The 22366-nt window shown below is 69.6% G+C and carries 26 protein-coding genes and 3 pseudogenes; 12 read left to right on the plus strand and 17 right to left on the minus strand.

All coding sequences use genetic code 11. The annotated features are described in order from the left end of the window. Positions 1–195: 195 nt before the first annotated feature. On the minus strand, positions 196–1422 hold the full coding sequence (locus ACWDO5_RS21345) for an acyl-CoA dehydrogenase family protein (RefSeq protein ID WP_450531911.1): 1227 nt from the start codon (positions 1420–1422) through the stop codon (positions 196–198). A 167-nt stretch (positions 1423–1589) separates the two neighbouring features. Between ACWDO5_RS21345 and ACWDO5_RS21350 the strand changes: the two genes are divergently transcribed. Further along, on the plus strand, positions 1590–2237 hold the full coding sequence (locus ACWDO5_RS21350) for a TetR family transcriptional regulator (protein ID WP_450531912.1): 648 nt from the start codon (positions 1590–1592) through the stop codon (positions 2235–2237). A gap of 99 nt (positions 2238–2336) precedes the next feature. Here ACWDO5_RS21350 and def read toward each other — a convergent pair whose 3' ends face one another. Then, positions 2337–2870, minus strand: a complete 534-nt coding sequence (def, locus tag ACWDO5_RS21355) for a peptide deformylase (RefSeq protein WP_450531913.1) — start codon at positions 2868–2870, stop codon at positions 2337–2339. Positions 2871–2985: 115 nt separating this feature from the next. Here def and ACWDO5_RS21360 point away from each other — a divergent pair, with 115 nt between their 5' ends. From ACWDO5_RS21360 to ACWDO5_RS21380, 5 genes are all read left to right on the plus strand, one after another. Beyond that, the gene (locus tag ACWDO5_RS21360) at positions 2986–4224 is read left to right on the plus strand and encodes a MurT ligase domain-containing protein (RefSeq protein ID WP_450531914.1); all 1239 of its coding nucleotides are present in this window, start codon (positions 2986–2988) and stop codon (positions 4222–4224) included. A 26-nt stretch (positions 4225–4250) separates the two neighbouring features. Next, a complete protein-coding gene (locus ACWDO5_RS21365; RefSeq protein ID WP_450531915.1) occupies positions 4251–4979 on the plus strand; it encodes a type 1 glutamine amidotransferase in 729 nt (242 codons plus the stop codon). Positions 4980–5107: 128 nt separating this feature from the next. Next, the gene (locus tag ACWDO5_RS21370; protein ID WP_450531916.1) at positions 5108–6133 is read left to right on the plus strand and encodes a 6-phosphofructokinase; all 1026 of its coding nucleotides are present in this window, start codon (positions 5108–5110) and stop codon (positions 6131–6133) included. 122 nt (positions 6134–6255) lie between these two features. Further along, entirely contained in the window at positions 6256–7209 is a 954-nt protein-coding gene (locus ACWDO5_RS21375; RefSeq protein ID WP_450531917.1) for a cytochrome c oxidase assembly protein, read from the plus strand. A 74-nt stretch (positions 7210–7283) separates the two neighbouring features. Continuing rightward, positions 7284–7442 (plus strand): hypothetical protein, encoded by a 159-nt coding sequence (locus ACWDO5_RS21380; protein ID WP_266488210.1) that lies wholly within the window; start codon positions 7284–7286, stop codon positions 7440–7442. A gap of 43 nt (positions 7443–7485) precedes the next feature. On the opposite strand, the gene ACWDO5_RS21385 is transcribed toward ACWDO5_RS21380, so the two are convergent. The 3 genes from ACWDO5_RS21385 to ACWDO5_RS21395 all read right to left on the minus strand — a co-directional run bounded on the left by ACWDO5_RS21385 (position 7486) and on the right by ACWDO5_RS21395 (position 8956). Beyond that, positions 7486–7878, minus strand: a complete 393-nt coding sequence (locus ACWDO5_RS21385) for an SSI family serine proteinase inhibitor (RefSeq protein WP_450531918.1) — start codon at positions 7876–7878, stop codon at positions 7486–7488. A gap of 142 nt (positions 7879–8020) precedes the next feature. Beyond that, positions 8021–8560, minus strand: coding sequence for an ATP-binding protein (locus tag ACWDO5_RS21390; protein ID WP_450531919.1), 540 nt, complete (start codon positions 8558–8560; stop codon positions 8021–8023). A 165-nt stretch (positions 8561–8725) separates the two neighbouring features. Further along, complete coding sequence (locus ACWDO5_RS21395; RefSeq protein ID WP_450531920.1) at positions 8726–8956, minus strand: DUF6296 family protein; 231 nt, start codon at positions 8954–8956, stop codon at positions 8726–8728. Positions 8957–9073: 117 nt separating this feature from the next. Here ACWDO5_RS21395 and ACWDO5_RS21400 point away from each other — a divergent pair, with 117 nt between their 5' ends. Next, positions 9074–9274 (plus strand): DUF5988 family protein, encoded by a 201-nt coding sequence (locus tag ACWDO5_RS21400; RefSeq protein WP_398986093.1) that lies wholly within the window; start codon positions 9074–9076, stop codon positions 9272–9274. Between the two features lie 2 nt (positions 9275–9276). On the opposite strand, the gene ligD is transcribed toward ACWDO5_RS21400, so the two are convergent. Both ligD and ACWDO5_RS21410 read right to left on the minus strand, forming a co-directional pair. After that, complete coding sequence (ligD, locus tag ACWDO5_RS21405) at positions 9277–10194, minus strand: non-homologous end-joining DNA ligase (RefSeq protein ID WP_450531921.1); 918 nt, start codon at positions 10192–10194, stop codon at positions 9277–9279. Further along, positions 10191–10382 (minus strand): annotated as a pseudogene (locus tag ACWDO5_RS21410) (ATP dependent DNA ligase); the annotation flags it as partial. The pseudogene ACWDO5_RS21410 and the gene ligD, both read right to left, overlap by 4 nt. Positions 10383–11044: 662 nt before the next feature. Here ACWDO5_RS21410 and ACWDO5_RS21415 point away from each other — a divergent pair. Then, the gene (locus ACWDO5_RS21415; protein WP_450531922.1) at positions 11045–11752 is read left to right on the plus strand and encodes a lysophospholipid acyltransferase family protein; all 708 of its coding nucleotides are present in this window, start codon (positions 11045–11047) and stop codon (positions 11750–11752) included. 372 nt (positions 11753–12124) lie between these two features. On the opposite strand, the gene ACWDO5_RS21420 is transcribed toward ACWDO5_RS21415, so the two are convergent. The 8 genes and pseudogenes from ACWDO5_RS21420 to ACWDO5_RS21455 all read right to left on the minus strand — a co-directional run. Continuing rightward, on the minus strand, positions 12125–13702 hold the full coding sequence (locus tag ACWDO5_RS21420; protein WP_450531923.1) for an alpha/beta hydrolase: 1578 nt from the start codon (positions 13700–13702) through the stop codon (positions 12125–12127). Between the two features lie 129 nt (positions 13703–13831). Beyond that, positions 13832–14572 carry an urease accessory protein UreD gene (locus tag ACWDO5_RS21425; protein WP_450531924.1) on the minus strand — a complete coding sequence of 247 codons (741 nt, stop codon included), beginning with the start codon at positions 14570–14572 and terminating at the stop codon, positions 13832–13834. Continuing rightward, entirely contained in the window at positions 14569–15246 is a 678-nt protein-coding gene (ureG, locus tag ACWDO5_RS21430) for an urease accessory protein UreG (RefSeq protein WP_450531925.1), read from the minus strand. Before ureG ends, ACWDO5_RS21425 begins: the two co-directional genes overlap by 4 nt. A 19-nt stretch (positions 15247–15265) precedes the next feature. Then, a complete protein-coding gene (locus ACWDO5_RS21435; protein ID WP_450531927.1) occupies positions 15266–15928 on the minus strand; it encodes an urease accessory protein UreF in 663 nt (220 codons plus the stop codon). Positions 15929–15937: 9 nt separating this feature from the next. Next, positions 15938–17659: an urease subunit alpha gene (locus ACWDO5_RS21440; protein ID WP_450531928.1), complete on the minus strand. Its 1722-nt coding sequence runs from the start codon at positions 17657–17659 to the stop codon at positions 15938–15940. Further along, the gene (locus tag ACWDO5_RS21445) at positions 17652–17963 is read right to left on the minus strand and encodes an urease subunit beta (protein ID WP_450531929.1); all 312 of its coding nucleotides are present in this window, start codon (positions 17961–17963) and stop codon (positions 17652–17654) included. The genes ACWDO5_RS21440 and ACWDO5_RS21445 overlap by 8 nt, the downstream gene beginning before the upstream one ends. Before the next feature lie 15 nt (positions 17964–17978). After that, positions 17979–18281 carry an urease subunit gamma gene (locus ACWDO5_RS21450; RefSeq protein ID WP_450531930.1) on the minus strand — a complete coding sequence of 101 codons (303 nt, stop codon included), beginning with the start codon at positions 18279–18281 and terminating at the stop codon, positions 17979–17981. A gap of 136 nt (positions 18282–18417) precedes the next feature. Beyond that, a pseudogene (locus ACWDO5_RS21455) lies at positions 18418–18719 on the minus strand (TetR/AcrR family transcriptional regulator); the annotation flags it as partial. A 5-nt stretch (positions 18720–18724) separates the two neighbouring features. Here ACWDO5_RS21455 and ACWDO5_RS21460 point away from each other — a divergent pair. Continuing rightward, positions 18725–19195, plus strand: a pseudogene (locus ACWDO5_RS21460) (ABC transporter permease); the annotation flags it as partial. On the opposite strand, the gene ACWDO5_RS21465 reads toward ACWDO5_RS21460, so the two are convergent. Further along, positions 19188–19466, minus strand: coding sequence for a type II toxin-antitoxin system Phd/YefM family antitoxin (locus tag ACWDO5_RS21465; RefSeq protein WP_450531931.1), 279 nt, complete (start codon positions 19464–19466; stop codon positions 19188–19190). The pseudogene ACWDO5_RS21460 and the gene ACWDO5_RS21465 overlap by 8 nt on opposite strands. 80 nt (positions 19467–19546) lie before the next feature. Here ACWDO5_RS21465 and ACWDO5_RS21470 point away from each other — a divergent pair, with 80 nt between their 5' ends. The 3 genes from ACWDO5_RS21470 (at position 19547) to ACWDO5_RS21480 (ending at position 21490) form a co-directional block, all read left to right on the plus strand. Then, complete coding sequence (locus tag ACWDO5_RS21470) at positions 19547–20191, plus strand: ATP-dependent Clp protease proteolytic subunit (protein ID WP_450531932.1); 645 nt, start codon at positions 19547–19549, stop codon at positions 20189–20191. Between the two features lie 7 nt (positions 20192–20198). Then, positions 20199–20507: a hypothetical protein gene (locus tag ACWDO5_RS21475; RefSeq protein ID WP_450531933.1), complete on the plus strand. Its 309-nt coding sequence runs from the start codon at positions 20199–20201 to the stop codon at positions 20505–20507. A 506-nt stretch (positions 20508–21013) separates the two neighbouring features. Then, positions 21014–21490, plus strand: a complete 477-nt coding sequence (locus ACWDO5_RS21480; protein WP_450531934.1) for a C40 family peptidase — start codon at positions 21014–21016, stop codon at positions 21488–21490. A 166-nt stretch (positions 21491–21656) separates the two neighbouring features. On the opposite strand, the gene ACWDO5_RS21485 is transcribed toward ACWDO5_RS21480, so the two are convergent. Beyond that, entirely contained in the window at positions 21657–22088 is a 432-nt protein-coding gene (locus tag ACWDO5_RS21485; protein WP_450531935.1) for an ATP-binding protein, read from the minus strand. Between the last annotated feature and the right edge of the window lie 278 nt (positions 22089–22366).

Here is a 22366-nt window from a genome sequence, read left to right on the forward strand (position 1 = left end):
GCCCGAAGACGCCGTCCAGGTTCTGGCCGTGTGGCTTGACCAACCGGTGGCGTTTGAGGAGACGCCCCCTACGCCCTGTGGGCGTAGGGGGCGTACGGGGTCCGGGGGGCCGGAGTCCCGGTTGCGGGAAGGGGCGGGTAGGGGAGAACCCGGCTGTCGGACGGACCGGCCGACTCTTGCCGTCACGCCGCCGCGCTAGCGAATCGGCATGCCCGAAAGGGTTCTGGCGATCACCAGGCGCTGGATCTCGCTGGTGCCCTCGAAGATCGTGTAGATCGCGGCGTCGCGGTGCATGCGCTCCACCGGGTACTCGCGGGTGAAGCCATTGCCGCCCAGGATCTGGATGGCCTGCGCCGTGACCTTCTTCGCGGTCTCGGAGGCGTACAGCTTGGACATGGAGCCCTCGGCGGCGGTGAAGGGCTTGCCCGTCGCCGCCATCCAGGAGGCGCGCCAGACCAGCAGCCGCGCGGCGTCGATCTGGGTGCGCATGTCGGCGAGTTGGAAGGCGATGCCCTGGTTGTCGATGATCGGGCGGCCGAACTGGCTGCGGGTCATGGCGTAGTCGAGGGCGACTTCGTACGCGGCGCGGGCGGTGCCCACCGCCATCGCGCCGACGGCAGGGCGGGACGCCTCGAAGGTGGCCATGGCCGCGTTCTTCAGGCGCTCACCGCCCGCCTTGGCCCTCTCGCGCGCCCGGGCGAGACGCTCGTCGAGCTTCTCCTTCCCGCCGAGCAGGCAGTGCCCGGGGACACGGGCATCCTCCAGGACCACCTCGGCGGTGTGGGACGCGCGGATGCCGTGCTTCTTGAACTTCTGGCCCTGTGAGAGGCCGGGGGTCTGCGGGGGGACGATGAAGGAGGCGTGGCCCTTGGAGCCGAGGTCCGGGTCGACGACGGCGACCACGACATGGACGCTGGCGATGCCACCGTTGGTCGCCCAGGTCTTGGTGCCGTTCAGCACCCATTCGTCCTTGGCCTCGTCGTAGACCGCTCGGGTACGCATCGCCCCCACGTCGGAGCCGGCGTCCGGCTCGGAGGAGCAGAAGGCCGCGACCTTGACGTCGTCCACGTCGCCGTACATCTGGGGGATCCAGGTGCCGATCTGCTCCTCGGTGCCGTTCGCGAGGACGCCGACCGCCGCGAGCCCGGTGCCGACGATGGAGAGGGCGATGCCGGCGTCGCCCCAGAAGAGCTCCTCCATCGCCATCGGGATGCCGAGTCCGGTCGGGTCGAAGAACTGCTGAGCGTAGAAGTCGAGGGAGTAGATTCCCACCTTGGCCGCTTCCTGGATGACCGGCCAGGGGGTTTCCTCACGCTCGTCCCACTCGGCGGCGGCCGGGCGGATCACGTCCTTGGCGAAGCCGTTCAGCCAATCGCGGACCTGCTTCTGGTCGTCGTTGAGTTCGAGCGTGAACTCGGCCATGTTCCCTCCAGCACTTCGGTGAGTCCCTACATGTTACTTGCGGTAACAGAAGTCTGTTACCGGCAAGTAGTGTGTGTCAACCAGCCATGGCCGGTTGACCTGGCACGGCGGTCAGGGTGTTACGTTGCGCAGGCGTCACGCAATCGCTCGGGTGGGGAGACACAACCATGGAGACCACACAGCAGGCGGCGGGCCAACAGAGGCCGGCCGACCAGCGGCGCCGGGAGCTGCTCGAAGCGGCGGACCGGGTGGTGCTCCGGGACGGGCCACAGGCCTCCATGAACGCCATCGCCGCGGAGGCGGGCATCACCAAGCCCATTCTGTACCGGCACTTCGGCGACAAGGGCGGCCTCTACCGGGCGCTCGCCAAACGCCACACAGACGCACTGCTGGACGCCCTGCGGGCGGCGGTCGACGCGCCCGCGGATCGCCGCGAGCGGGTCGAGGCCACGCTCGACACGTATCTCGCGGCGATCGAAGCGCGCCCGCAGGTCTACCGCTTCCTGATGCATCCGGCCGAGGACACCCAGCCGTCGGAGGCGGGCTTCGACGTCGGCCGCCACTCGGCACCACTGCTGCGCCGGCTCGGCGAGGAGCTGGCGAAGGTGATCCACGACCGGGTCGACCTGGGCCCCGGCAGCGAGCAGCTGGCGCGGGTGTGGGGCCACGGCATCGTCGGCATGATGCACGCGGCGGGCGACTGGTGGCTCGGTGAACGTCCTTGCTCCCGCGCGGAGTTGGTGCGGAGCCTGGCCGATCTGCTCTGGGGCCGCTTGGCGGCGGCGGGCGACCGCGCGGGCGGCCCTGGCTTCTAGGGGCCTTGTCAACCGGGGCTCCGCCCAGACCGGTCCTCAATCTCCCCCAGGCTTCGTCCGGGGCCCCCAACGGGCTTGAGAATCAAGCCCGTCCGCCGACTACCAGGCTGCCCTGCGCGCCGCGCGCAGTGTCTTCGCGCGGCGCCAGCCCCTGAGGCGGTCGGGGTAGACCAGCCCGTCCAAGTGATCGCACTCGTGCTGAAGGCACCGCGCGAAGAAGCCGGTGCCCTCCACCCGCACCGGCGCCCCGTCCGACGTCACGCCCTCCACCACCGCGTGGTCGTAGCGCTCCGTCCCGGCCTCCAGGCCCGGCAGCGAGAGGCACCCCTCCGGGCCGCGCACCGTGACCCCGTCCGCCTCCACCAGGCGGGGGTTGACGATGTGTCCGAGGTGACGGACGTCGTCGTCGTCCGGGCAGTCGTAGACGAACACCCGCAGAGGTATCCCCACCTGGTTCGCCGCGAGGCCCACCCCCTGAGCCGCGTACATCGTCGCGAACATGTCCTCGATGAGCTTGTTCAGCCCGGCGGAGAAGTCGCTGACGGTCTCGCAGGGGGCGTGCAGCACCGGATCTCCGAACAGGCTCACGGCCCTCGCGAGTCCAGAACTGCCGGGGATCGGCCGGTTTCGCATGGCCGTAAGCGTACGGTCCCGCGTGACCTCTACGTTTTCCGGCGGTGCCGACGTACGGGCGTCTGGCCGGACCTCGATAGGCTGGGCCGGACCGATGCAAGGAGGATCAAGGACGATGTCAGGCAACTCGGAGCCCCTGACGCCGCGCGCCAAGCTGGCCGTGACGGCAGGCAAGGCCGCGGCAGCGGTGTCGCGCGCCGCCGGACGCGGCAGCGGATCAGTGATCGGCGGCCGGGTCGCGCTCAAGCTCGACCCCGATCTGCTGGGGCGGCTGGCGCAGCACCTGGACGTCGTCCTCGTGTCGGCGACCAACGGCAAGACCACGACGACCCGGCTGATTGCCGAGGCTCTGCGGGCCAGCGGCCCTGTCGTCTCCAACGCGCTCGGCGCCAATATGCCCGCCGGCATCACTTCTGCACTGGCCGGCGGCTCCGACGCCAAGTTCGGTGTGATCGAGGTGGACGAGAAGTACCTGGCCGGCGTCGCCCGCGATGTGACCCCGAAGGCGATCGCGCTGCTCAACCTGTCGCGCGACCAGCTGGACCGCGCGGCCGAGACCCGGATGCTCGCCGAGAAGTGGCGTGAGGGACTTTCCGGTACGAAGGCCATGGTCATCGCCAACGCCGACGACCCGCTGATCGTGTGGGCCGCGTCCTCGTCGCCCAATGTGGTGTGGGTGGCCGCCGGCCAGGAGTGGAAGGACGACGCCTGGTCCTGCCCGTCCTGCGGCGGTGTGATGCAGCGCCCCGGCGACGACTGGTTCTGCGCCGAGTGCGGCTTCCGCCGGCCCGCCCCGAGCTGGGTGCTCAGCGGCGACCACGTCCTGGACCCGCACGGGTCGGCCTGGCCGATCCACCTTCAGCTGCCGGGCCGCGCCAACAAGGCGAACGCCGCGACCTCCGCGGCGGTCGCCGCCTGCTTCGGCGTGCCGCCGCAGGTCGCCCTGGAGCGCATGTACTCCGTGCAGGCCGTCGCCGGCCGCTATGACGTCGTCTCCTTCCTGAACCGCGATCTGCGCCTGCTGCTGGCGAAGAACCCGGCCGGCTGGCTCGAAACGTTCTCCCTGATCGACCCGCCGCCGACCCCGGTGATCCTGTCGGTCAACGCCCGTGGCGCCGACGGCACGGACACCTCGTGGCTCTGGGACGTCGACTACACCCGGCTCGCCGGCCACCCGATCTTCGTCGTCGGCGACCGCAAACTGGATCTCGCGGTCCGGCTCGAGGTCGCGGGCCTGGACTTCCGGGTGTGCGAGTCGGTCGACGAGGCGGTGCAGCTGGCCCCGCCCGGGCGGATCGAGGCGATCGCCAACTACACCGCCTTCCAGGACCTGCGCCGCCGCGTCGGCAACTGACCGCGGACCCCGAAAAGGACATGAGCATGAGCGACAACAGCCTGCGTCTGGTCTGGGTCTACCCGGACCTGCTCAGCACCTACGGCGACCAGGGCAACGCCCTCGTCGTCGAGCGCCGGGCCCGGCAGCGCGGCCTGGACGTGATGCGTATGGATGTACGCAGCGACCAGCCGGTCCCCACCTCCGGCGACATCTATCTGATCGGCGGCGGCGAGGACCGGCCGCAGCGGCTGGCGGCCGAGCGGCTGCGCCGCGACGGCGGGCTCAGCCGGGCCGCGTCCAACGGCGCGATCATCTTCTCGGTCTGCGCCGGGTACCAGATCCTCGGCCACGAGTTCATCAACGATCTGGGCGAGCGTGAGCCGGGTCTCGGTCTGATCGACGTGGTCTCCACGCGCGGCGAGGGCGAGCGGTGCGTCGGCGACGTACTGGCCGACATCGACCCGCGGTTGGGGCTGCCGCAGCTGACCGGCTTCGAGAACCACCAGGGCATCACGCATCTCGGCCCGACGGCCCGTCCGTTCGCCCGCACGATCCTCGGCCGGGGCAACGGCACGGGCGACGGCACCGAGGGCGCGTACAACGAGACGGTGTTCGGCACCTACATGCACGGTCCCGTGATGGCCCGCAACCCGCAGATCGCGGACCTGCTGCTGAAGCTGGCCCTCGATGTGAACGCGCTGCCGCCGACGGACGACCGGTGGTACGAGTCACTGCGCGCCGAGCGCATCGCAGCCGCGACGCAGCCCGCCTGACAGCCGGTCGCGTCCATCACTCGGACGCCCGGGTTCGATCCCCGTCACCCCGCGCCGGTAGGGTGGCGGGGATCGAACCGGACGACGTGGTCCGGGAGTCGGCCCACGTTGAGAAGGTATTTCGGGCTATGCGCATTGGTGTGCTCACCTCCGGCGGCGACTGCCCCGGTCTGAACGCCGTCATTCGTTCCGTCGTGCACCGCGCTGTCGTCGACCACGGCGACGAGGTCATCGGCTTCCACGACGGCTGGAAGGGCCTTCTGGAGTGTGACTACCGCAAGCTCGACCTTGACGCGGTGGGCGGCATCCTGGCCCGCGGCGGCACGATTCTCGGCTCCTCCCGGGTCCAGCCGGCTCATCTGCGCGACGGTGTGGAGCGGGCCAAGGGGCATGTCGCCGAGCTGGGTCTCGACGCGATCATCCCGATCGGCGGCGAAGGCACCCTCAAGGCCGCCAACCTCCTCTCCGAGAGCGGGCTGCCGATCGTCGGCGTACCGAAGACCATCGACAACGACATCGCGTCGACCGACGTCACCTTCGGTTTCGACACCGCTGTCGGGGTCGCCACCGACGCGCTCGACCGGCTGAAGACCACTGCCGAATCGCACCAGCGTGTGCTGATCGTCGAGGTCATGGGACGGCATACCGGCTGGATCGCGCTGCACTCCGGCATGGCAGCGGGCGCGCACGCCATCGTCGTCCCGGAGCGGCCGTTCGACATCGGCGAGCTGACCGAGCGGGTCGGTGAGCGTTTCTCGGCGGGCAAGAAGTTCGCGATCGTCGTGGTCGCGGAGGGCGCCAAGCCGCGCGAGGGCTCGATGGAGTTCAACGAGGGCGGCAAGGACGTCTACGGGCACGAGCGCTTCGCGGGCGTGGCCCAGCAGCTCTCTGTCGAGTTGGAGCAGCGGCTCGGCAAGGAGGCCCGGGCGGTGATCCTCGGCCACGTCCAGCGCGGCGGTACCCCGACCGCGTACGACCGTGTCCTCGCCACCCGCTTCGGCTGGCATGCCGTGGAGGCCGCGCACCGCGGTGAGTTCGGCATGATGACGGCGCTGCGCGGCACGGACATCACGATGGTGCCGCTGGCTCAGGCCGTGGAGACGCTGAAGACCGTCCCGGCCGAGCGTTACGCCGAGGCCGAGTGCGTGCTCTGAAGTCGCACGTAACCAAAATCGCGCACAACTGAACGAACTGCCCCCGGTCGCAGGCGCGACCGGGGGCAGTTCTACTCTGGTCCGGACAAGCGGACAACCCAGTACGAAACAGGAGCCGGCGGATGGATCACAGCGGGCACGGCATGACGATGGATCTGCCGCCGTTCACGCTGGGGCGGGGGCTCGAACTCTCACCGGACCCCTTCTTCCTCATCGGCTGTCTTCTCGGGCTCGGTCTGTACGGCTGGGGCGTGCTGCGGCTGCGCAGGCGCGGCGACAGCTGGCCGGTCAGCCGTACCGTCCTCTTCACCGTTGGCGTGCTGAGCGTGGCGCTGGTGATGTGCACCAAGCTCAATGACTACGGCATGGTCATGTTCAGCGTGCACATGGTGCAGCACATGGTGATCAGCATGCTCTCCCCCATCGTGCTACTGCTCGGCGCGCCGGTGACGCTGGCGCTGCGCGCGCTGCCGGTCGCCTCGCGCCGAGGCAGCAAGGGTCCGCGTGAGCTGCTGCTCGCCCTGCTGCACAGCCTCTGCATGCGGATCGTCACGCACCCCGTCTTCACGATCCCGCTCTTCATCGCGAGCCTGTACGCGCTCTACTTCACGCCCCTGTTCGACTTCCTGATGGAGTCCAAGACGGGGCATGTGGCGATGATGGTGCACTTCCTCGCGGTCGGCCTGGTGTTCTTCTGGCCGATCATGGGCGTGGACCCGGGGCCGCACCGGCCCGGCTATGTGATGCGGATGCTGGAGCTCTTCGCGGGCATGCCGTTCCACGCCTTCTTCGGCATCGCGCTCATGATGGCGACCGAGCCGATGATCAAGGCATACGAGAATCCGCCGGCCTCGCTCGGCATCGACGCGCTCGCCGATCAGAACGCGGCGGGCGGCATCGCCTGGGCGTTCAGCGAGATCCCTTCCGTGCTGGTGCTGGTCGCGCTGGTCTTCCAGTGGTACCGCTCCGAGCAGCGGGAGGCGAGGCGCATGGACCGTGCCGCGGACCGGGACGGCGACAAGGATCTCGCGGCGTACAACGCGTATCTCGCCTCACTCCAGGCGCGCGGACAGTAGCGGGGCAGTAGCGCGAGGCCCTCCTTACGGGTGACGATGACTTCGACGGCCGCAGCCGTCGGAGGAGGGCGTGCATGTCCGGATCCACGAAGGCGATGGGAGTGCTCACCGTCGGGACCCTGGTGGTCGTGACGGCCTACACGGCGGCACTCGGAAGCAATGGCTGGCTCTGGTTCGGCTGGGTGGTACTCGGCCTGGTGACGATCGGGGTGATCGCTTCGCGCGGCAACTGACACGGCGTGCCGGGCAGGCTGCTCCGAGCGGAAGCAGCGGATTTTAGAAGCGGAAGACTTCTCCGGTCGCCGCGGCGAGTTCGCACGCGTTGGCATAGGTCTTGTGCCAGGCCGTGGGTCTGCCTCGCCAGGTGCCGGTGGCCCCGACCGTCACCGGATCGAACTTCTTGGTGCACGGATGCTGATTGCCGGGCAGCCGGTCCAGGTCCCCGCGCGCGGCGGAGAGCTCCTCGCAGGCGGCGACGGGATTGGGGTGCGCCCCGCCGGGCCGCGGCAAACAGTGCAGAAGCATCCCGCGGATCCAGGTGTTCTCGCTGCCGGACACGGTCAGGAACAGGACCCGCGGCGGGGTGGGCTTGTCGCCGACGGCGTGGGCGGGAACAGCTGCGGCGAGAGTGATCAGGGCGGCTGCGGCGAAGGTGGCGCTGCGGTGCATCCGGTACTCCTGGCCTCAGGGGCCCGACGCAGAGGTCGGGCCGGGGAGACGGCCAGGGCACCTGTCGATGCCGGAGCGGACAAGGCGCCGCGCTGCCGGCTAGCGCGTACGGGCGAGGTTTTTCGCCCGTACGGCCCCCTCGTCAGCCGACTGCCGCGACGCGGACGCGATCCCGCTCCCTGATGTCCTCCGGCGCGGCCGGGCCCGACTCGCGCCCGAGCGGAGCGTTCAGCGGCAGCGGCTTGAACTCACGCGTGGGCAGCATCGGGACAGCCGCGGCCCGCACGATGTGCTGGACCTCCTTGACCCGCATACTGAACCAGACCACTTTGCCGGTGGCGGTGCCGCATGTGCCCCAGCTGTCACTGAGGACCGCGACTGTGGCGAGCCCGCCCTTCGTCGGGCAGGAACTGGTAACCCGCGGCATCCGGCGGTCCTTGTCCGCCACGGACGCGATCAGGTGCCTTCCCGTCCAGCGCACCTCCACCACGCATGTCTTGTCGCCCTCGACGTGCTGGACGACGTTGCCGACGAGTTCGTCGACAGCGCGGCAGACCGGTGTGATGTGGTGCTCGAGGCTCCAGTACCGAAGGTGCGCTGACAGAATGCGCCGGATCTGGGGAATCCGCTCTGTGGATGCCTGCACTTCCAAGGTGTAGCGGCAGGCGGTCGTGGCGTGCATGACCGTTGCTCCTCACCGCGACCTGGTCACCTCTTCGGCTGACGGACCCCCGAGTGCGAAGAGTGAGCGCATGTCGCTTCTGTGTCACACCAGAGTGACCGCGGGTTCTCAAGACCGCAACACGTCGCCCGTCCGGAGCAAGCCGACCGCGGCGGCATGGGCGATTCAGGAGCTGAGCGAGCGGGCCGTCATCGGCATCCTGGGCACCTGATGGCCCCCGCTGGCGAGCATCCGTACCTCCCCCCGGTCGCTGATCTCAGCGCGTACGATTCCCGTTTCGTCCTCGTAGATCGGATACCCGCCCGCTCCCGCCTTGTCGGTGCGCCGGACGATCACGACATCGTCCTCCACGGCGGGCGCCTGAAATATCAACTCGTAGCTTTCTGGGTAATCCATGGGAGCCTCCCAACTCCTTCCATCGTCGGCCACGCCCGCCGAGTCGGCGCGCCCGGCGGGCCGCATCGAGCGCGTATTCCGATGTGCGGGTCGTCCCGCGGGTAGGACACTGGGGATATGGCTACCAAGGCAGTCCTTGAGGGCGGCCCGGACGATCTGCGCGAGCGGATCGTTCCGATCACCCCTCCCGGACAAGAGCTGAAGATTCCGCATCGCGGCGGGTACGAGCACTTCAAGATCACTTCGCGGCATCAGGACAGCCCGGAGGGACGCCTCCCTGTCTACGAGTGGTGGGAACGGACCGAGATCGCCGAGTGACCTCAACCGCCGCCGTCCCCGAGCGCGGCCAGCCGGCGGCGGGCAGGGGCCAGTGAGCGGCCGCGGCGCAGGGCGTCCTGCCAGGGGTCGCTGTCCAGGCGATCCGTGACGGTCTTCATCGTCCAGCGGCCGGCGTCGAGATCTGGATCGTCGACCTCCGGCCAGGCAAGGGGCGTGGCGACCGGAGCGCCGGGGCGGGCCCGCACGGCATAGGGCGCGATGGCGGTCTGGCCGTAGGCGTTGCGCTGGACGTCGAAATAGAGGCGACCACGCCGGGCCTGTTTCCGTGGGGCGGTGGTGAGGGCGTCGGGTTGGCGTGCGGCCAGCAGATCGGCAACGTCGCGGGCGAAGTCGCGTACGTCGTCGAAGGGGGCGCGGCGATCCAGGGGCACCACGACATGCAGTCCGCGGGAGCCGGTGGTCATCACTGCCGACGGCAGTTTCAGTTCGTCCAGAAGGTGGTGCAGCGCCCCGGCGGCTTCGCGTACGGGAGTGAAGTCGTCCCCGGGCGGGTCGAGGTCGAACACCAGCCGGTCGGGGTGGTCCGGGCGGTCGGCCCTGGACAGCCAGCAGTGCGGTGTGATGCACGCCTGATCGGCGAGGTAGACCAGGGTGGCCGTGTCGTCGCAGACCACGTACGTGACGGTGCCGCCCTCCTTGGGCAGTTCGGCCCGGTGGATCCAGTCGGGGAAGTGGCCCGGCACGTCCTTGTGCATGAACGACGGCCCGTCGATGCCGTCCGGGTGGCGCTCCATCATCAGGGGCCGCCCCCGCAGTTTCGGCAGCATGCGCCGGGCAACGGTGCGGTAGTACTCCGCAAGGTCGGCCTTGGTGATTCCCTCGCCGGGGAACAGCACCTTGTCCGGCCGGTTGATCCGTACAGTGCGGCGCCCGGCGGGTACGTCCAGTGCGGGCCTCATCGGGGTCCTCCCACGGGTTGCTCGCGGACCACGTCGGCGGTGCGTTTGTCGTCGCGCAGTCCCAGGAATCGGGGGTGGCGCAGCAGGCCGCTGCGGGTCCACTCGGTGAACCCGATCTGCGCGACCAGTTCCGGTCGCACCCAGTGGACGGCCTCCAGGGGAAACGCTGCCGTCCGGCCGGATTCAGGTAGTGGGCTCAGGTGCCGGGATCGGCCCTGGCAGCGGGCCCGGGTGGGGGCGCGGCTCCGGGGGTGGCGTCGGCGCGGGTGGGTCCGGCTCGGGCTGGGGCGGGGCCGGGGGCACGGGATCAGGCCCGCCGGGCCCGGGCACCGGGCCGGGCAAGGGCCCTGGCTGCGGCCCGCCGGGCCCCGGCGCGGGCGTGGGGCTCGGCGGGACCGGATCGTTCGGAGGTGTGCTCACTGGTCTGTCCCATCGGCTCTGCCGATCTTCCTGCCAGGCGAGTGCCCAGGCCCGCCGTCGGCAAACAGCGGCAGCACCGGTGCCCGCCGGGCAACGGGCGGCGCCCCCTCCGTATGCCCCAGGGACGGCGGGGGGGCGTGGATGCTCCACAAGGCCGTGCGTCCCCCGATGCTGCTGCTGGTGACGGCCCCGTATGTGATGATCATCGCGGCCGGCTTCAGCTTCGCCCCGCGTGCCCGCCCTCTCCCCCCGCCCTGTGCGGTCAGGACGTCTGACATGACGTCAGGTGGATCGGCATCGAGTCAGGATATGTCTGATCGCAGACACTTACACGTGGCGATGCCTGCACCTACAATGATCCCTCCGGGCATCCCCGATGACCTGGCACAGCGTGCCCTGGAGCCGGTCCCGCGGAGTGAGGAGCGCCCCCGTGTTCTACTACGTGCTCAAATACGTCATTCTGGGGCCGCTGTTGCGGTTGCTGTTCCGGCCCAGGATCGAGGGACTCGAGCACATCCCGGACGAGGGCGCGGCGATCGTGGCGGGCAATCATCTGTCGTTCTCGGACCACTTCCTGATGCCGGCGATCATAAAACGACGCATCACCTTCCTTGCGAAGGCTGAGTACTTCACCGGGCCGGGACTGAAAGGCAGGCTGACCGCGGCGTTCTTCCGCAGCGCCGGGCAGATCCCGGTGGATCGCTCCGGCAAGGAGGCCGGGAAGGCCGCGATCCGCGAGGGGCTCGGCGTGCTGAGCAGGGGCGAGCTGCTGGGGATCTATCCCGAGGGCACACGCTCGCACGACGGCAGGCTCTACAAGGGCAAGGTCGGCGTCGCGGTGATGGCGCTCAAGGCGCAGACGCCGGTGGTGCCGTGCGCCATGGTCGGGACGTTCGAGATCCAGCCGCCGGGGCAGGTCATGCCGAAGATCAAGCGGGTCACCGTGCGGTTCGGGAAGCCGCTGGACTTCTCGCGGTACGCGGGAATGGAGAACGAGAAGGCGGCGATCCGCGCCGTCACCGACGAGATCATGTACGCGATTCTCAACCTGTCCGGCCAGGAGTACGTGGACCGTTACGCAGCCGACGTCAAGGCGGAGCTGGAGCAGCCGAAGAAGTTCCCGCGGCGCAGAAGCTGAGAGCGGATCCGCGCTCGGTGAAACTTCTCTGGGCCCGGCGTCCGGCGCCCGCCCAGCGCGTGTGACGAGCGAGACCGTACTCGCCGACGGACCGGCGCCGGTGGGTACGGCGAGCGCCCTGTCCGCTCCCGCCCCGATCGCCCGGGCCGTCACGAGCTACGCCCGTCTCTGACGGCGACCGTCGAATGGCACGGCCGGCAGGTCGACGGCCGGGACTGGCACGAGATCTTCAGCGGCCTCGTGAAGTACGAGGACGACTGGTTCCACTACGCGGCGGAGTACTTCCTGGCTGAAGACAACACGGTGAGCAGGGGTCCGGACGCGAAGGAGGGGCGGCCGTGACCGGCCGCCCCTCCGCCGTACCGCTTCGCCCTACGGCTTCGGCGTGGCGTGCGGAGCGCACGTCACATCGCTGCTGTCCAGCTTGCCGCTGAGCAGGTAGGCGTCCACCCGCTGGTTGATGCACGGGTTGACCAGGCCGGTCACACCGTGCGAACCGGCGTCCTTCTCGATGATCAGCCGCGAGCCCTTCAGCCGCTTGTGCAGCTCGACAGCGCCCTCGAAGGGAGTGGCGGCATCACGCGTCGACTGCACGATGAGCACCTGCGGCAGGCCCTTGCCCGACTTCACGTACAGCGGGGTCTGCTGCTTGGACGACCAGGTGGCGCACGGGAGGTTCATCCAGGCATTGGCCCACGTCATGAAGGGATAGTCCTGGTGGAGCCGGGTGTTGTCCCGGTCCCACTGCCTCCAGCTGGTCGGCCACTTGGCGTCCGCGCACTCGACGGCCGTGTAGACGGCATTGCCGTTCTCCGAAGCGATGTTGCCCGCGGTGTCGGACAGGTCGGGCGCCGCGGCGTCGACCAGTGCCTGGGTGTCACCGGCGAGGTACTTGCTCCAGGTCTGGGCGACGGGCACCCAGGCGGAGTCGTAGTACGGAGCGCTCTGGAAGAAGCCGATGAGCTCCGCCGGTCCGACGACCCCGCCGAGTGGGCTCTTCTTGGCGGTGGCCCGCAGCTTCAGCCACTGCTGCTCGACCTTCTCGGGGGTGTCCCCGATGTGGAAGGCCGCGTCGTTCTTGGCGACCCAGGCCTTCCAGTCGTCCCATCGCATCTGGAAGGCGACGTCCTGGTCGAGGTTGGCCTCGTACCAGATCTTCTCCCGCGAGGGGTTGACGACGCTGTCGACGATCATCCGGCGGACATGGCCGGGGAAGAGCGTCGCGTAGACCGCGCCGATGTACGTGCCGTAGGAGACGCCCAGGAAGTTGAGCTTCTTCTCACCGAGGGCGGCTCGGAGGACATCCAGGTCGCGCGCGGTGTTCGGCGTGGTCATGTGCGGCAGCATCCAGCCGCTGCGCTCGGCGCACCCGTCCGCGTACTCCGCGGCGAGCTTGCGCTGGGCGCGCTTGTCGGCCTCGCTGTCGGGCACCGGGTCGGCCTTCGGCGCCTTGACGAACTCCTGCGGGTCGACACAGGAGATCGACGTCGAGTGACCGACACCCCGCGGGTCAAAGCCCACGAAGTCGTACGCCTTGGCGGTGTTGGCCCAGAGCGGGTTCTTGCTCGTGACCCGGGTCGGGAAGCGCATGCCCGAGCCGCCGGGGCCGCCCGGGTTGTAGATGAGGGCGCCCTGTCGATCGGCCTGGGATCCGGTGTTGCCGATCCGGTCGACGGCAATCTTGATCTGCTTGCCGTTCGGCCGCGCATAGTCGAGCGGAACGCTCACCCAGCCGCACTGGATGGGCTTGGCGATCCCCCAGTCCGCAGGACAGTCCGTCCAGTCGATGCCCTTCTTGGCGGCCCGCTCGGCGGCGACCTGAACGCCGCGCGCCTCGGACCAGCCGCTGTTGCTTCCATCGGCACTTGCCGCCGGAGCCGCGATCGCGCCCGCTATGAGGGTGCCCGCGACCAGAGTGCCGGCCGAGCCGAGCACTGCTGTGCGTCTCACGTAGAATTCCCCCTTCTGTTGTCGAGTCTCCGGGGGATCCTTTCGTCTGCGGTGCTGCCGGGAACAGGCCGTACTGGTGTTCTTTACCGAACCAATAACCGGTGTGAGGTGTCCCGCTGAGCGGTGCTGTCAGCCGGGCAGTTGAGCCTGTAGCACCTGATCGAGTACGCGCCGAAGTTGGCGGGCGTCCGGTGCGACGGCGGTGACCAGGAAGGCCGGACCGGCGAGCGGCGTGAGGGCCGCGGTCTCGCCGAGCAGCTGCGGCTCGACGGGCTTGTCTTCGAACTCCGGGTCCACGACGAGGAGTTGGCCCACCGCCCGGTGACCGGCGAGGACCGCGGGGCCGTCCCAGCCACCGGGTGCGCCGGCGCCGTAGCCGAGCTCCTGGTCGAGCAGGGGGCGTCCGGCGCGGTGGACGGTGAGGCGGGTGGCGAGGGTGCCGGTCTGCTCCCCGTACCGGCCCAGGATCTGCTCCTCGCGCAGCACCAGCCGTGCGGAGGCGGCCAGTTCGACGCGCGTACGCATGCGCAGATCACTGCCGTACGCGGAGATGAGCTGCTCCGGCAGCCAGCGCAGCTCGGCGTCCTCACCGACCGTCAGCCGCACGTCGTAGTGGGCCTGTTCTGGAGTCTGCCCGGGCAGCGCGATGGTCGCGGCGGCGGAGTCGACGAGGAGCCGCGCCCCCTCCCCCACGTCCGCCTCGATGGCGAGCCGGTCGCCGCCGAGCGGCGCGCTCATCGCACCGACGACGGTGACGCGGGTGCAGGGGCCCGTGCCGCGGGTGCGGCGCACGGCGAGCGGCCCGTCGCTCACCAGCACCGGCAAGCCGTCGCGGGTGGCGACGATACGGGCGGTGGCCTGGATGCTCATGCGGTCCAGGCGGCGAACTGCGCGCGCACCCAGTCGGCGACCGGGCCGACGCCCTCCTCGCCCTTCAACGAGGTGAAGGCGACGGGGAGTTCACCGCGCTGTTCCTTGGCGTCGCGGGCCATGCGCTGCAGATCGGAGCCGACGTGGGGCGCGAGGTCGGTCTTGTTGATGACGAGGAGGTCCGCGGTGGTGACGCCGGGGCCGCCCTTGCGCGGGATGTCGTCGCCGCCCGCGACGTCGATGACGAAGATCTGGGCGTCGACTAGGCCCTTGGAGAAGGTCGCGGTGAGATTGTCGCCGCCGGACTCGACGAGGATCAGATCGAGTGGACCGACGCTCTCCTCCAGATCCTCGACGGCTTCGAGATTGGCGGAGATGTCGTCGCGGATCGCGGTGTGCGGGCAGGCGCCGGTCTCGACGGCCTGGATGCGCTCGGGCGGCAGTACGGCGTGACGGAGTAGGAACTCGGCGTCCTCGCGGGTGTAGATGTCGTTGGTGACGACGGCGATGGACAGCTGGTCGCGCAATTCGCCGCAGAGCGCGGCGACGGTGGCGGTCTTGCCGGAGCCGACGGGTCCGCCGAGGCCGATGCGCAGGGCGCGCCGGTTGCCGTCGGGACGCACGGCGTCGGCGCTGACGGCGGCAGGACCGTCGTGGGAGTGGTCGAGGTGCATGGTGCGGCTCCTTGATGTCCTACGAGGCGAAGAGGCGTACGGGCCAGGCGGCATGGGCCTGAGCCGTGATGTCGAGCAGCGGCGCGGATGCTGCGGGCAGCGCGTCGATGCCGTCGTGCGCGGCGCGTGCGGCCCGCCCGGCGACCTGGTCGAGGTCGGGTGCGAGGCGGGCGAGGACGGCAGTGGCCTCGAAGGGATCCAGGCTGAGGAGGCGCACGGCAGCGGTGGCCGGGCCGCTGACCGTCTCGTACGCCGCACAGTGCGCCGCGTCCTCGGGGCCGAGCCCGGCGCAGCGGGCGGCCAGCCCGAGGACGATCGGCTGGTGGGCGCCGCGCGGGCGGGCGGCGGCCAGCGCGTCGAGTTCGGTGCTGGGCCAGGTGGAGCGGGCGGCGCGCATCATCTGCCGGCCGAGCTTGCGGGCGGTGGCCCGCAACGCGGGCGAGGGGGTACGGGCGTCGGCCGCAGCGTCCAGCTCCAGCGGGTCGAGTCCCAGGGCGGCCGCGGCGGCGAGCGCCGCCGAGGTGAGGCCGGTGGTGTGCAGCCGCCCCCGGCAGAACTCCGCCAGGTCCCGGGCACCGCGGATCCGCCCCGCCTTGACGGCCGGTTCGACCCCGCCGGAGTGGGCGTGGCCACCGGCGGGAAACCGGCCGTCGGCGAGGACCAGGAGGGCTGCTCTACTCATCTGGGCTCATCAGAAGAGGAAGTAGCGCTGGGCCATGGGGAGTTCGGCGGCGGGGGCCGGCTCGACCGGCTCGCCGTCGATTCTCACCGTGAAGGTGTCGGCGTCGACCTCGACTCGCGGCCGGGCGTCGTTCTCCCGCATATCAGCCTTGGTGACGCGCCGAGTGCTGGTGATCGGCGTGAACTTCTTGGCCAGGCCCAGGCGTTCGGGCAGGCCGTCCTCGATCGCCGCCTCGGCGACGAAGTTGACCGAACTCACCGACGCTGCCCGCCCCAGCGCACCGAACATCGGCCGCGGCATGACGGGCTGCGGGGTCGGGATGGAGGCGTTGGCGTCGCCCATCTGCGCGTACGCGATCTGCCCGCCCTTGATGACGAGGAGCGGCTTGACGCCGAAGAACGCCGGGTCCCACAGCACCAGGTCGGCGAGCTTGCCGGTCTCCACCGAGCCGATCTCGTGGCCGAGGCCCTGTGCGACCGCGGGGTTGATGGTGTATTTGGCGACATAGCGACGTGCGCGGTGGTTGTCGGCACGGCCGTCCCCTGGCAGTGCGCCCCGGCGCTTCTTCATCACGTGCGCGGTCTGCCAGGTACGCATGATCACCTCGCCTACGCGGCCCATGGCCTGGGAGTCGGAGGAGATGATCGAGATGGCGCCGAGGTCATGCAGTATGTCCTCGGCCGCGATGGTGGAGGGCCGGATCCGCGACTCGGCGAAGGCGAGGTCCTCGGGCACGGCAGGGTTGAGGTGGTGGCAGACCATCAGCATGTCGAGGTGTTCCTCGATGGTGTTGACGGTGTGCGGCCGGGTCGGGTTGGTGGAGCTGGGCAGGACATAGGGCTCGGAGACCACGGTGATGATGTCCGGCGCGTGCCCGCCGCCGGCGCCCTCGGTGTGGTACGCGTGGATCGTGCGGCCCGCGATGGCGGCGAGGGTGTCGCCGACGAAGCCCGCCTCGTTCAGCGTGTCCGTGTGGATGGCGAGCTGCGCACCGGTCTCCTCGCAGACGCTCAGGCAGGCGTCGATGACGGCGGGGGTCGAGCCCCAGTCCTCGTGGATCTTGAACCCGAGTGCTCCACCACGCAGTTGGGAGTGCATGGCCTCGCGGGACATGGTGTTGCCCTTGCCGAGCAGTCCGATGTTGACGGGCAGGGAGTCCATCGCCTCGAACATCCGGGCAAGGTGCCACGGCCCGGGTGTGACGGTGGTGGCCTTGGTTCCTTCGGCCGGTCCGGTGCCGCCGCCGACGAGAGTGGTGACGCCGGTCGCGAGGGCCTGGTCGATGATCGTCGGCGTGATGAAGTGGACGTGCGCGTCGATCGCGCCCGCGGTGACGAACTTCCCGTTGCCTGCGATGATCTCGGTCTCGGGGCCGATGACGAGGTCGGAATGGACGCCGTCCATCGTGTCGGGGTTGCCGGCCTTGCCGATGCCCGCGATCCGGCCGTCGCGGATGCCGATGTCGGCCTTGACGATGCCCCAGTGGTCGATGATGACGACACCGGTGACGACTGTGTCGGGTGCGCCTTCGGCGCGAGTCGTACGGGACTGGCCCATGGACTCGCGGATCACCTTGCCGCCGCCGAACACGGCCTCGTCGCCCGCGAGTCCGGGTCCGCCGGAGCGGTCCTCCTCGATCTCGACGAAAAGGTCGGTGTCGGCGAGGCGGATCCGGTCGCCGGTGGTGGGGCCGAAGAGGTCGGCGTAGACGGCACGGTTGAGTTCAGGCATCGAGGGCACCTCCGGTCTCTCCCCGCAGCCCGGCGATGACGCGCAGTCCGGTGAAGGGGACGAGTTCGACGTCGACGGGGATACCGGGCTCGAAGCGCACGGCGGTGCCCGCCGCGATGTTCAGCCGCAGGCCGCGGGCAGCCGCGCGGTCGAAGTCCAGACCGGGGTTGGCCTCGGCGAAGTGGTAGTGGGAGCCGACCTGCACGGGGCGGTCGGCGGCGTTGACGACGGTGAGGCGGGTGACCTCGCGGCCCTCGTTCAGGGGAACGCGCCCGTCGGCGTAGAGGATCTCTCCGGGGATCATCGGCGGCCCTCTCCCTCAGCCGATCGGGTCGTGAACGGTGACGAGTTTGGTGCCGTCCGGGAAAGTCGCCTCGACCTGGACGTCGTGGATCATCTCGGGGACGCCTTCCATGACGTCCGCGCGGGTGAGCACCTTGCGGCCCGACGCCATGAGCTCCGCGACGGTGCGTCCGTCCCTGGCGCCTTCGAGGATGTGCGAGGTGATGAGGGCGACCGACTCGGGGTGGTTCAGCTTCACCCCTCGCGCACGGCGCTTCTCCGCCACGTCGGCAGCCACATGAATGAGCAGTCTTTCCTGCTCGTGGGGGGAGAGTTGCACGCGTCCACCTCACAGTCGTCCGGCCCGGGCCCGCCTGGGCGCAGCGGGCTTCAGGTCACGTCAACACTCTGTTGACCCGTAGACGAGCACCTCGCGGGCAGGGATTGAACGGTAAGGCGGAATCTTTTCCGTCGCGTTAACTGATCTCTGCATCCCGCATCGACATCAGCGCCCGGAGCCCGTCCTCCACGACATCGACCTGAACATCGCCGAAGAGCGCCTGCTGGGCGATGAAGGCCTGGACTGTGGCGATGAGCGTGCGGGCCACGTGGTCGGCGGGTACGTCGGCGCCCATCAGGCCGTTGTCGCGGTAGGCGTCCACGAGCTTCGCCCAGACCCGGCGCATCCCGTTGAAGCCCCTCGAGGGTCAGGGCGAGCTGTTCGTTGCGCAGAGTCTCGGTCCACCTGCACGAGCAGCCGGGCGAAGGCCTGCTTGTCTGCTGATGCCCGCCGTGGTGGCGCTCGCCCTCCGGGCCTTCGCCTGGCCCACGGCCGTACCGCACCCCGCTACCTGCCCATTGGCACGGCAGGATCTGCCGCCGCGACCGCCCAGCTGGAGGAGCGCTTCGAGCAGCGGGAGGAAGCCTGCGACGTTCACCGCTACGACGAGGCCACCGCCCGCACCGCGATCGAGGGCCGGGTCGTATACGGAGCGGTGGTCGTCACCGTCCGGGGCCCCAGCTGCTGACCGCATCGGTATAGGCCCCGTCGTTCCCCAGCTCCTCAAGGAGGCCGTCACCGCGCAGGCTCCGGCCGCCGCCCCGGTGCAGGTGACGGACGTCGCGCCGACGCCCGCCGGCGACCCGCGCGGCAGTGCGCTCGGCGCGAGCATCCTGCCGGCGCGGTCACCGGCAGCGGTGCTCGGCGGTGCAGCGTCAGCCGCAGCGGTGCTCGCCAGGCGCCGAGTCAGCCGCGGTGGTCGGGGCGCCGGTGCTCGGCCGTCAGACCGAAGCGGCCCCGTTCGCCGGAAGCGGACGCGGCCGAGCCGAGCGAGGACACCGAGCTGATCACCTGCTCCTCGGCGGCCTCCTCCTTCTCGAGTCGTTCCAGGTCATCGGCTGACACCAGCGCCACGAGCGGCTTGCCGTGCCGGGTCACGACGACGCGCTCCCCGCCGTAGACAACGCGGTTGATCAGTTCGGCGAGCTCTGCGCGGGCTTGCGTCACCGGAATCTCGTAGGCCATGCTCCCCATCATAACGGCCTGTACGTCCTGTACATTTTTTACAGAGGCCTCTGAGATGGCCGCGCGAGGAGAGGTACGTCATGAACCGCCCTGCCCGCCCTGCCGCCCGCTACGTCCTGCCCCAGTTCACCGAGCGCACCAGCGCCGGATCCCGCACCCTCGATCCGTACTCCAAGCTGCTCGACGAGCGGATCATCTTCCTCGGCACCGTCGTCGACGACACCGCGGCCAACGATGTGATCGCGCAGTTCCTGCACCTCGAGTACGCCGCCCCGGACCGGGACATCTCCCTCTACATCAACTCCCCCGGCGGCTCGCTGAGCGCCATGTCCGCGATCTACGACACGATGCAGGTGGTCACCTGCGACGTGGAGACGACCTGTCTGGGGCAGGCCGCGTCGACCGCCGCCCTGCTGCTCGCCGCCGGTGCCCCCGGCAAGCGAATGGCGCTGCCCGGCGCCCGGATCGTCGTCCAGCAGCCCGCGTTCGAGGAGCCGTTGCAGGGCCAGCCGTCCGATCTGGAGATCCAGGCACAGGAGTTGCTGCGGCTGCGCGCCCAACTCGCCGAGATGCTCGTACGCCACACCGGCCAGAGTCCGGAGCGGATCGCCGCCGACCTGGAGCGCGACAAGATCTTCGAGGCGCAGGACGCCAAGGCCTACGGACTGGTCGACCACGTGATCAAGAACCGCAAGACGTCGCTCTCCGCCCCTGGTTCCAGGTGAGCGCCGGATGCTGCCACCCGAACTGCCGCCGCTGCCGGCGCTGACCCGCGCCGAGTGCGAGTTCATCGACAGCTACCTCGAAGTCCTCGATCTGCTGGGACGGATCAATCCGGCCCGCTCAACGCACACCTATGGAGCACTGCGTGCGGCACAGGCACTGGTCGGCCGGGCCGCAGCGCTCAAGGACGCCCTGACGCTGATGCATATGCGCGGCGAGAGCGATGTCCATGCGTCGACCCTCGCCGAGGCACTCAGGGTGCTCGACGGCGAACGCAGGGCGCGCCGGGTGACGATGCCGCCCACGTCCATGAGTTGACGAATCCGACGCTTCCGTCCACCGCCATTGGGGTACCTGCAGCCGTCCTCCATTCGGTGGACTTGCGCTCCCCCGGACGACTACGGAGAACTTGCGCACCACGACTACCGATTTAGCGGAATGGGCTGTTCCACTGCTGGTGCGGGAGTCCTCAGGTGTCCGCAGTCGGCCCCAAAACGACTCTTTCCACCCGAACAGGTCAGTGGTGTCGAAGCTCACATATCGCTGTTTCGACTCGGAAGTCCGGCATGGTGTGGGTCAAGATCCCTGGGACGACAAGCCCTCGCCATCCATGGCGGGGCGGTCCGGGCGGACGCCGAGTCCTGCCGCCGCACCGGATGTCTGGTCGACAGAAGTGCACCGGCAGGAGTGGAGGACCCAAGCAGTACGGGACGTCCGGACAGTCCGGTCGTCCCTCGGGGTGGAGCCGCATTCCGCGGCCGGGCATCTTCGTCCGTCCGAACCCGACAGGTCATCCTTCACAGGCGGCTGACGAAGGGTTGCGCATGACTGCGCAGATTCACATCCCGTTTCAGCTGACCCGGGCGGGCGCCGTATCGGCCCTGACCCTCGCCGCCGTCGGCGGCTCACTGCTGGTGCCGGGCGCCGCTTCCGAGGCACTCGCGGCTACGGCCCACGCCAACAAGGCACTTCAGGTTGCCTCTTCGAAGAAGGGAGCGCCGTACAGGTACGGCGCGTCGGGTCCATCCCGGTTCGACTGCTCGGGGCTGACGCTCTATTCGTACAAGAAGGCGGGCAAGAAGCTCCCACGCACCGCCCAGCAGCAGTTCAACAAGACCCGCCGTATCTCGGCCTCGTCGCGCCAGCGAGGGGATCTGGTCTTCTTCCACTCCGGTGGCAGCGTCTACCACGTGGGGATCTACGCCGGCAGCGGCAAGATCTGGCACTCGCCCAAGACCGGCTCCTGGGTGAAGCTCGAGAAGATCTGGACCAAGCGCGTCTGGTACGGCCGGGTGCGCTGACGGCCCGGTGGCGCACCGGGCACGCTCCCGGTGCGCCACACCGCGTCAGTGCGCCAGCGGCTCGGCCGGCAGAGTCACGCCCGGCACGAGCTGGGGCGGCTGCGAGTCACTGCAGGCTCTACTGCGCGGCGCGTTCGGCCGCGGGAAAGTGACCGCCGGGAGGTGATCAGCTCTGCACCGGTACGGTCCACGGCAGGACGATCCAAACGGTCTTGCCACCCTCCGGGGTCGGGGTGACCAGGAGCTGTCCGCCGCACTCCGCGGTGAGGCTGCGGATGATGACCATGCCGCGGCCGTTGTCCTGGCGGACGGCGGCGGGCAGCCGCTGCGGCCAGCGGGGGTGACTGTCGGTGACGCCGATGCGCAGCTCCTCGTCCTGCTCGAGACGCAGATCCACGGTGAAGGTGGGCGACTGGCCGAAGGTGTGCTGGACGGCGTTGGTGGCGAGTTCGGAGACGATCAGCCGAACGGTGTCGACGGCTTCGGTCTCGACGGGCAGGCCCCACTCGGAGACGATGTCGGTGGCGTATCTTCGGGCTGCGGAGACCGAGGCGGGGGCGCTCGGCAGAGTGACGGAGGCTTCCTGATGGTCTGCCATGGCGACGCTGTCCCTTTCACACCGGGGCCGGGCTCCGACTCGTAGCGGATGAATGCGAGGACGGCCACGGATTGCGCTTCGCGCCAGAGTGCCACCTATCGTGCCGTCAGGGGCGGCGATCCACCAAGATGTGCATATATCTGTCGCTCAAAGCGGTGAACTCTGCTACGCGAGACCGTATTTGGGCCGCACACTCAGGATCTGATCGCAGGCGGGCGGGACTTCACGAGCCTGGAAGCCAACGCATGTGCGACGCGTACGCGAGGTGGGCGGCTGCC

Source organism: Streptomyces sp. NPDC000880 (genome assembly GCF_053599675.1).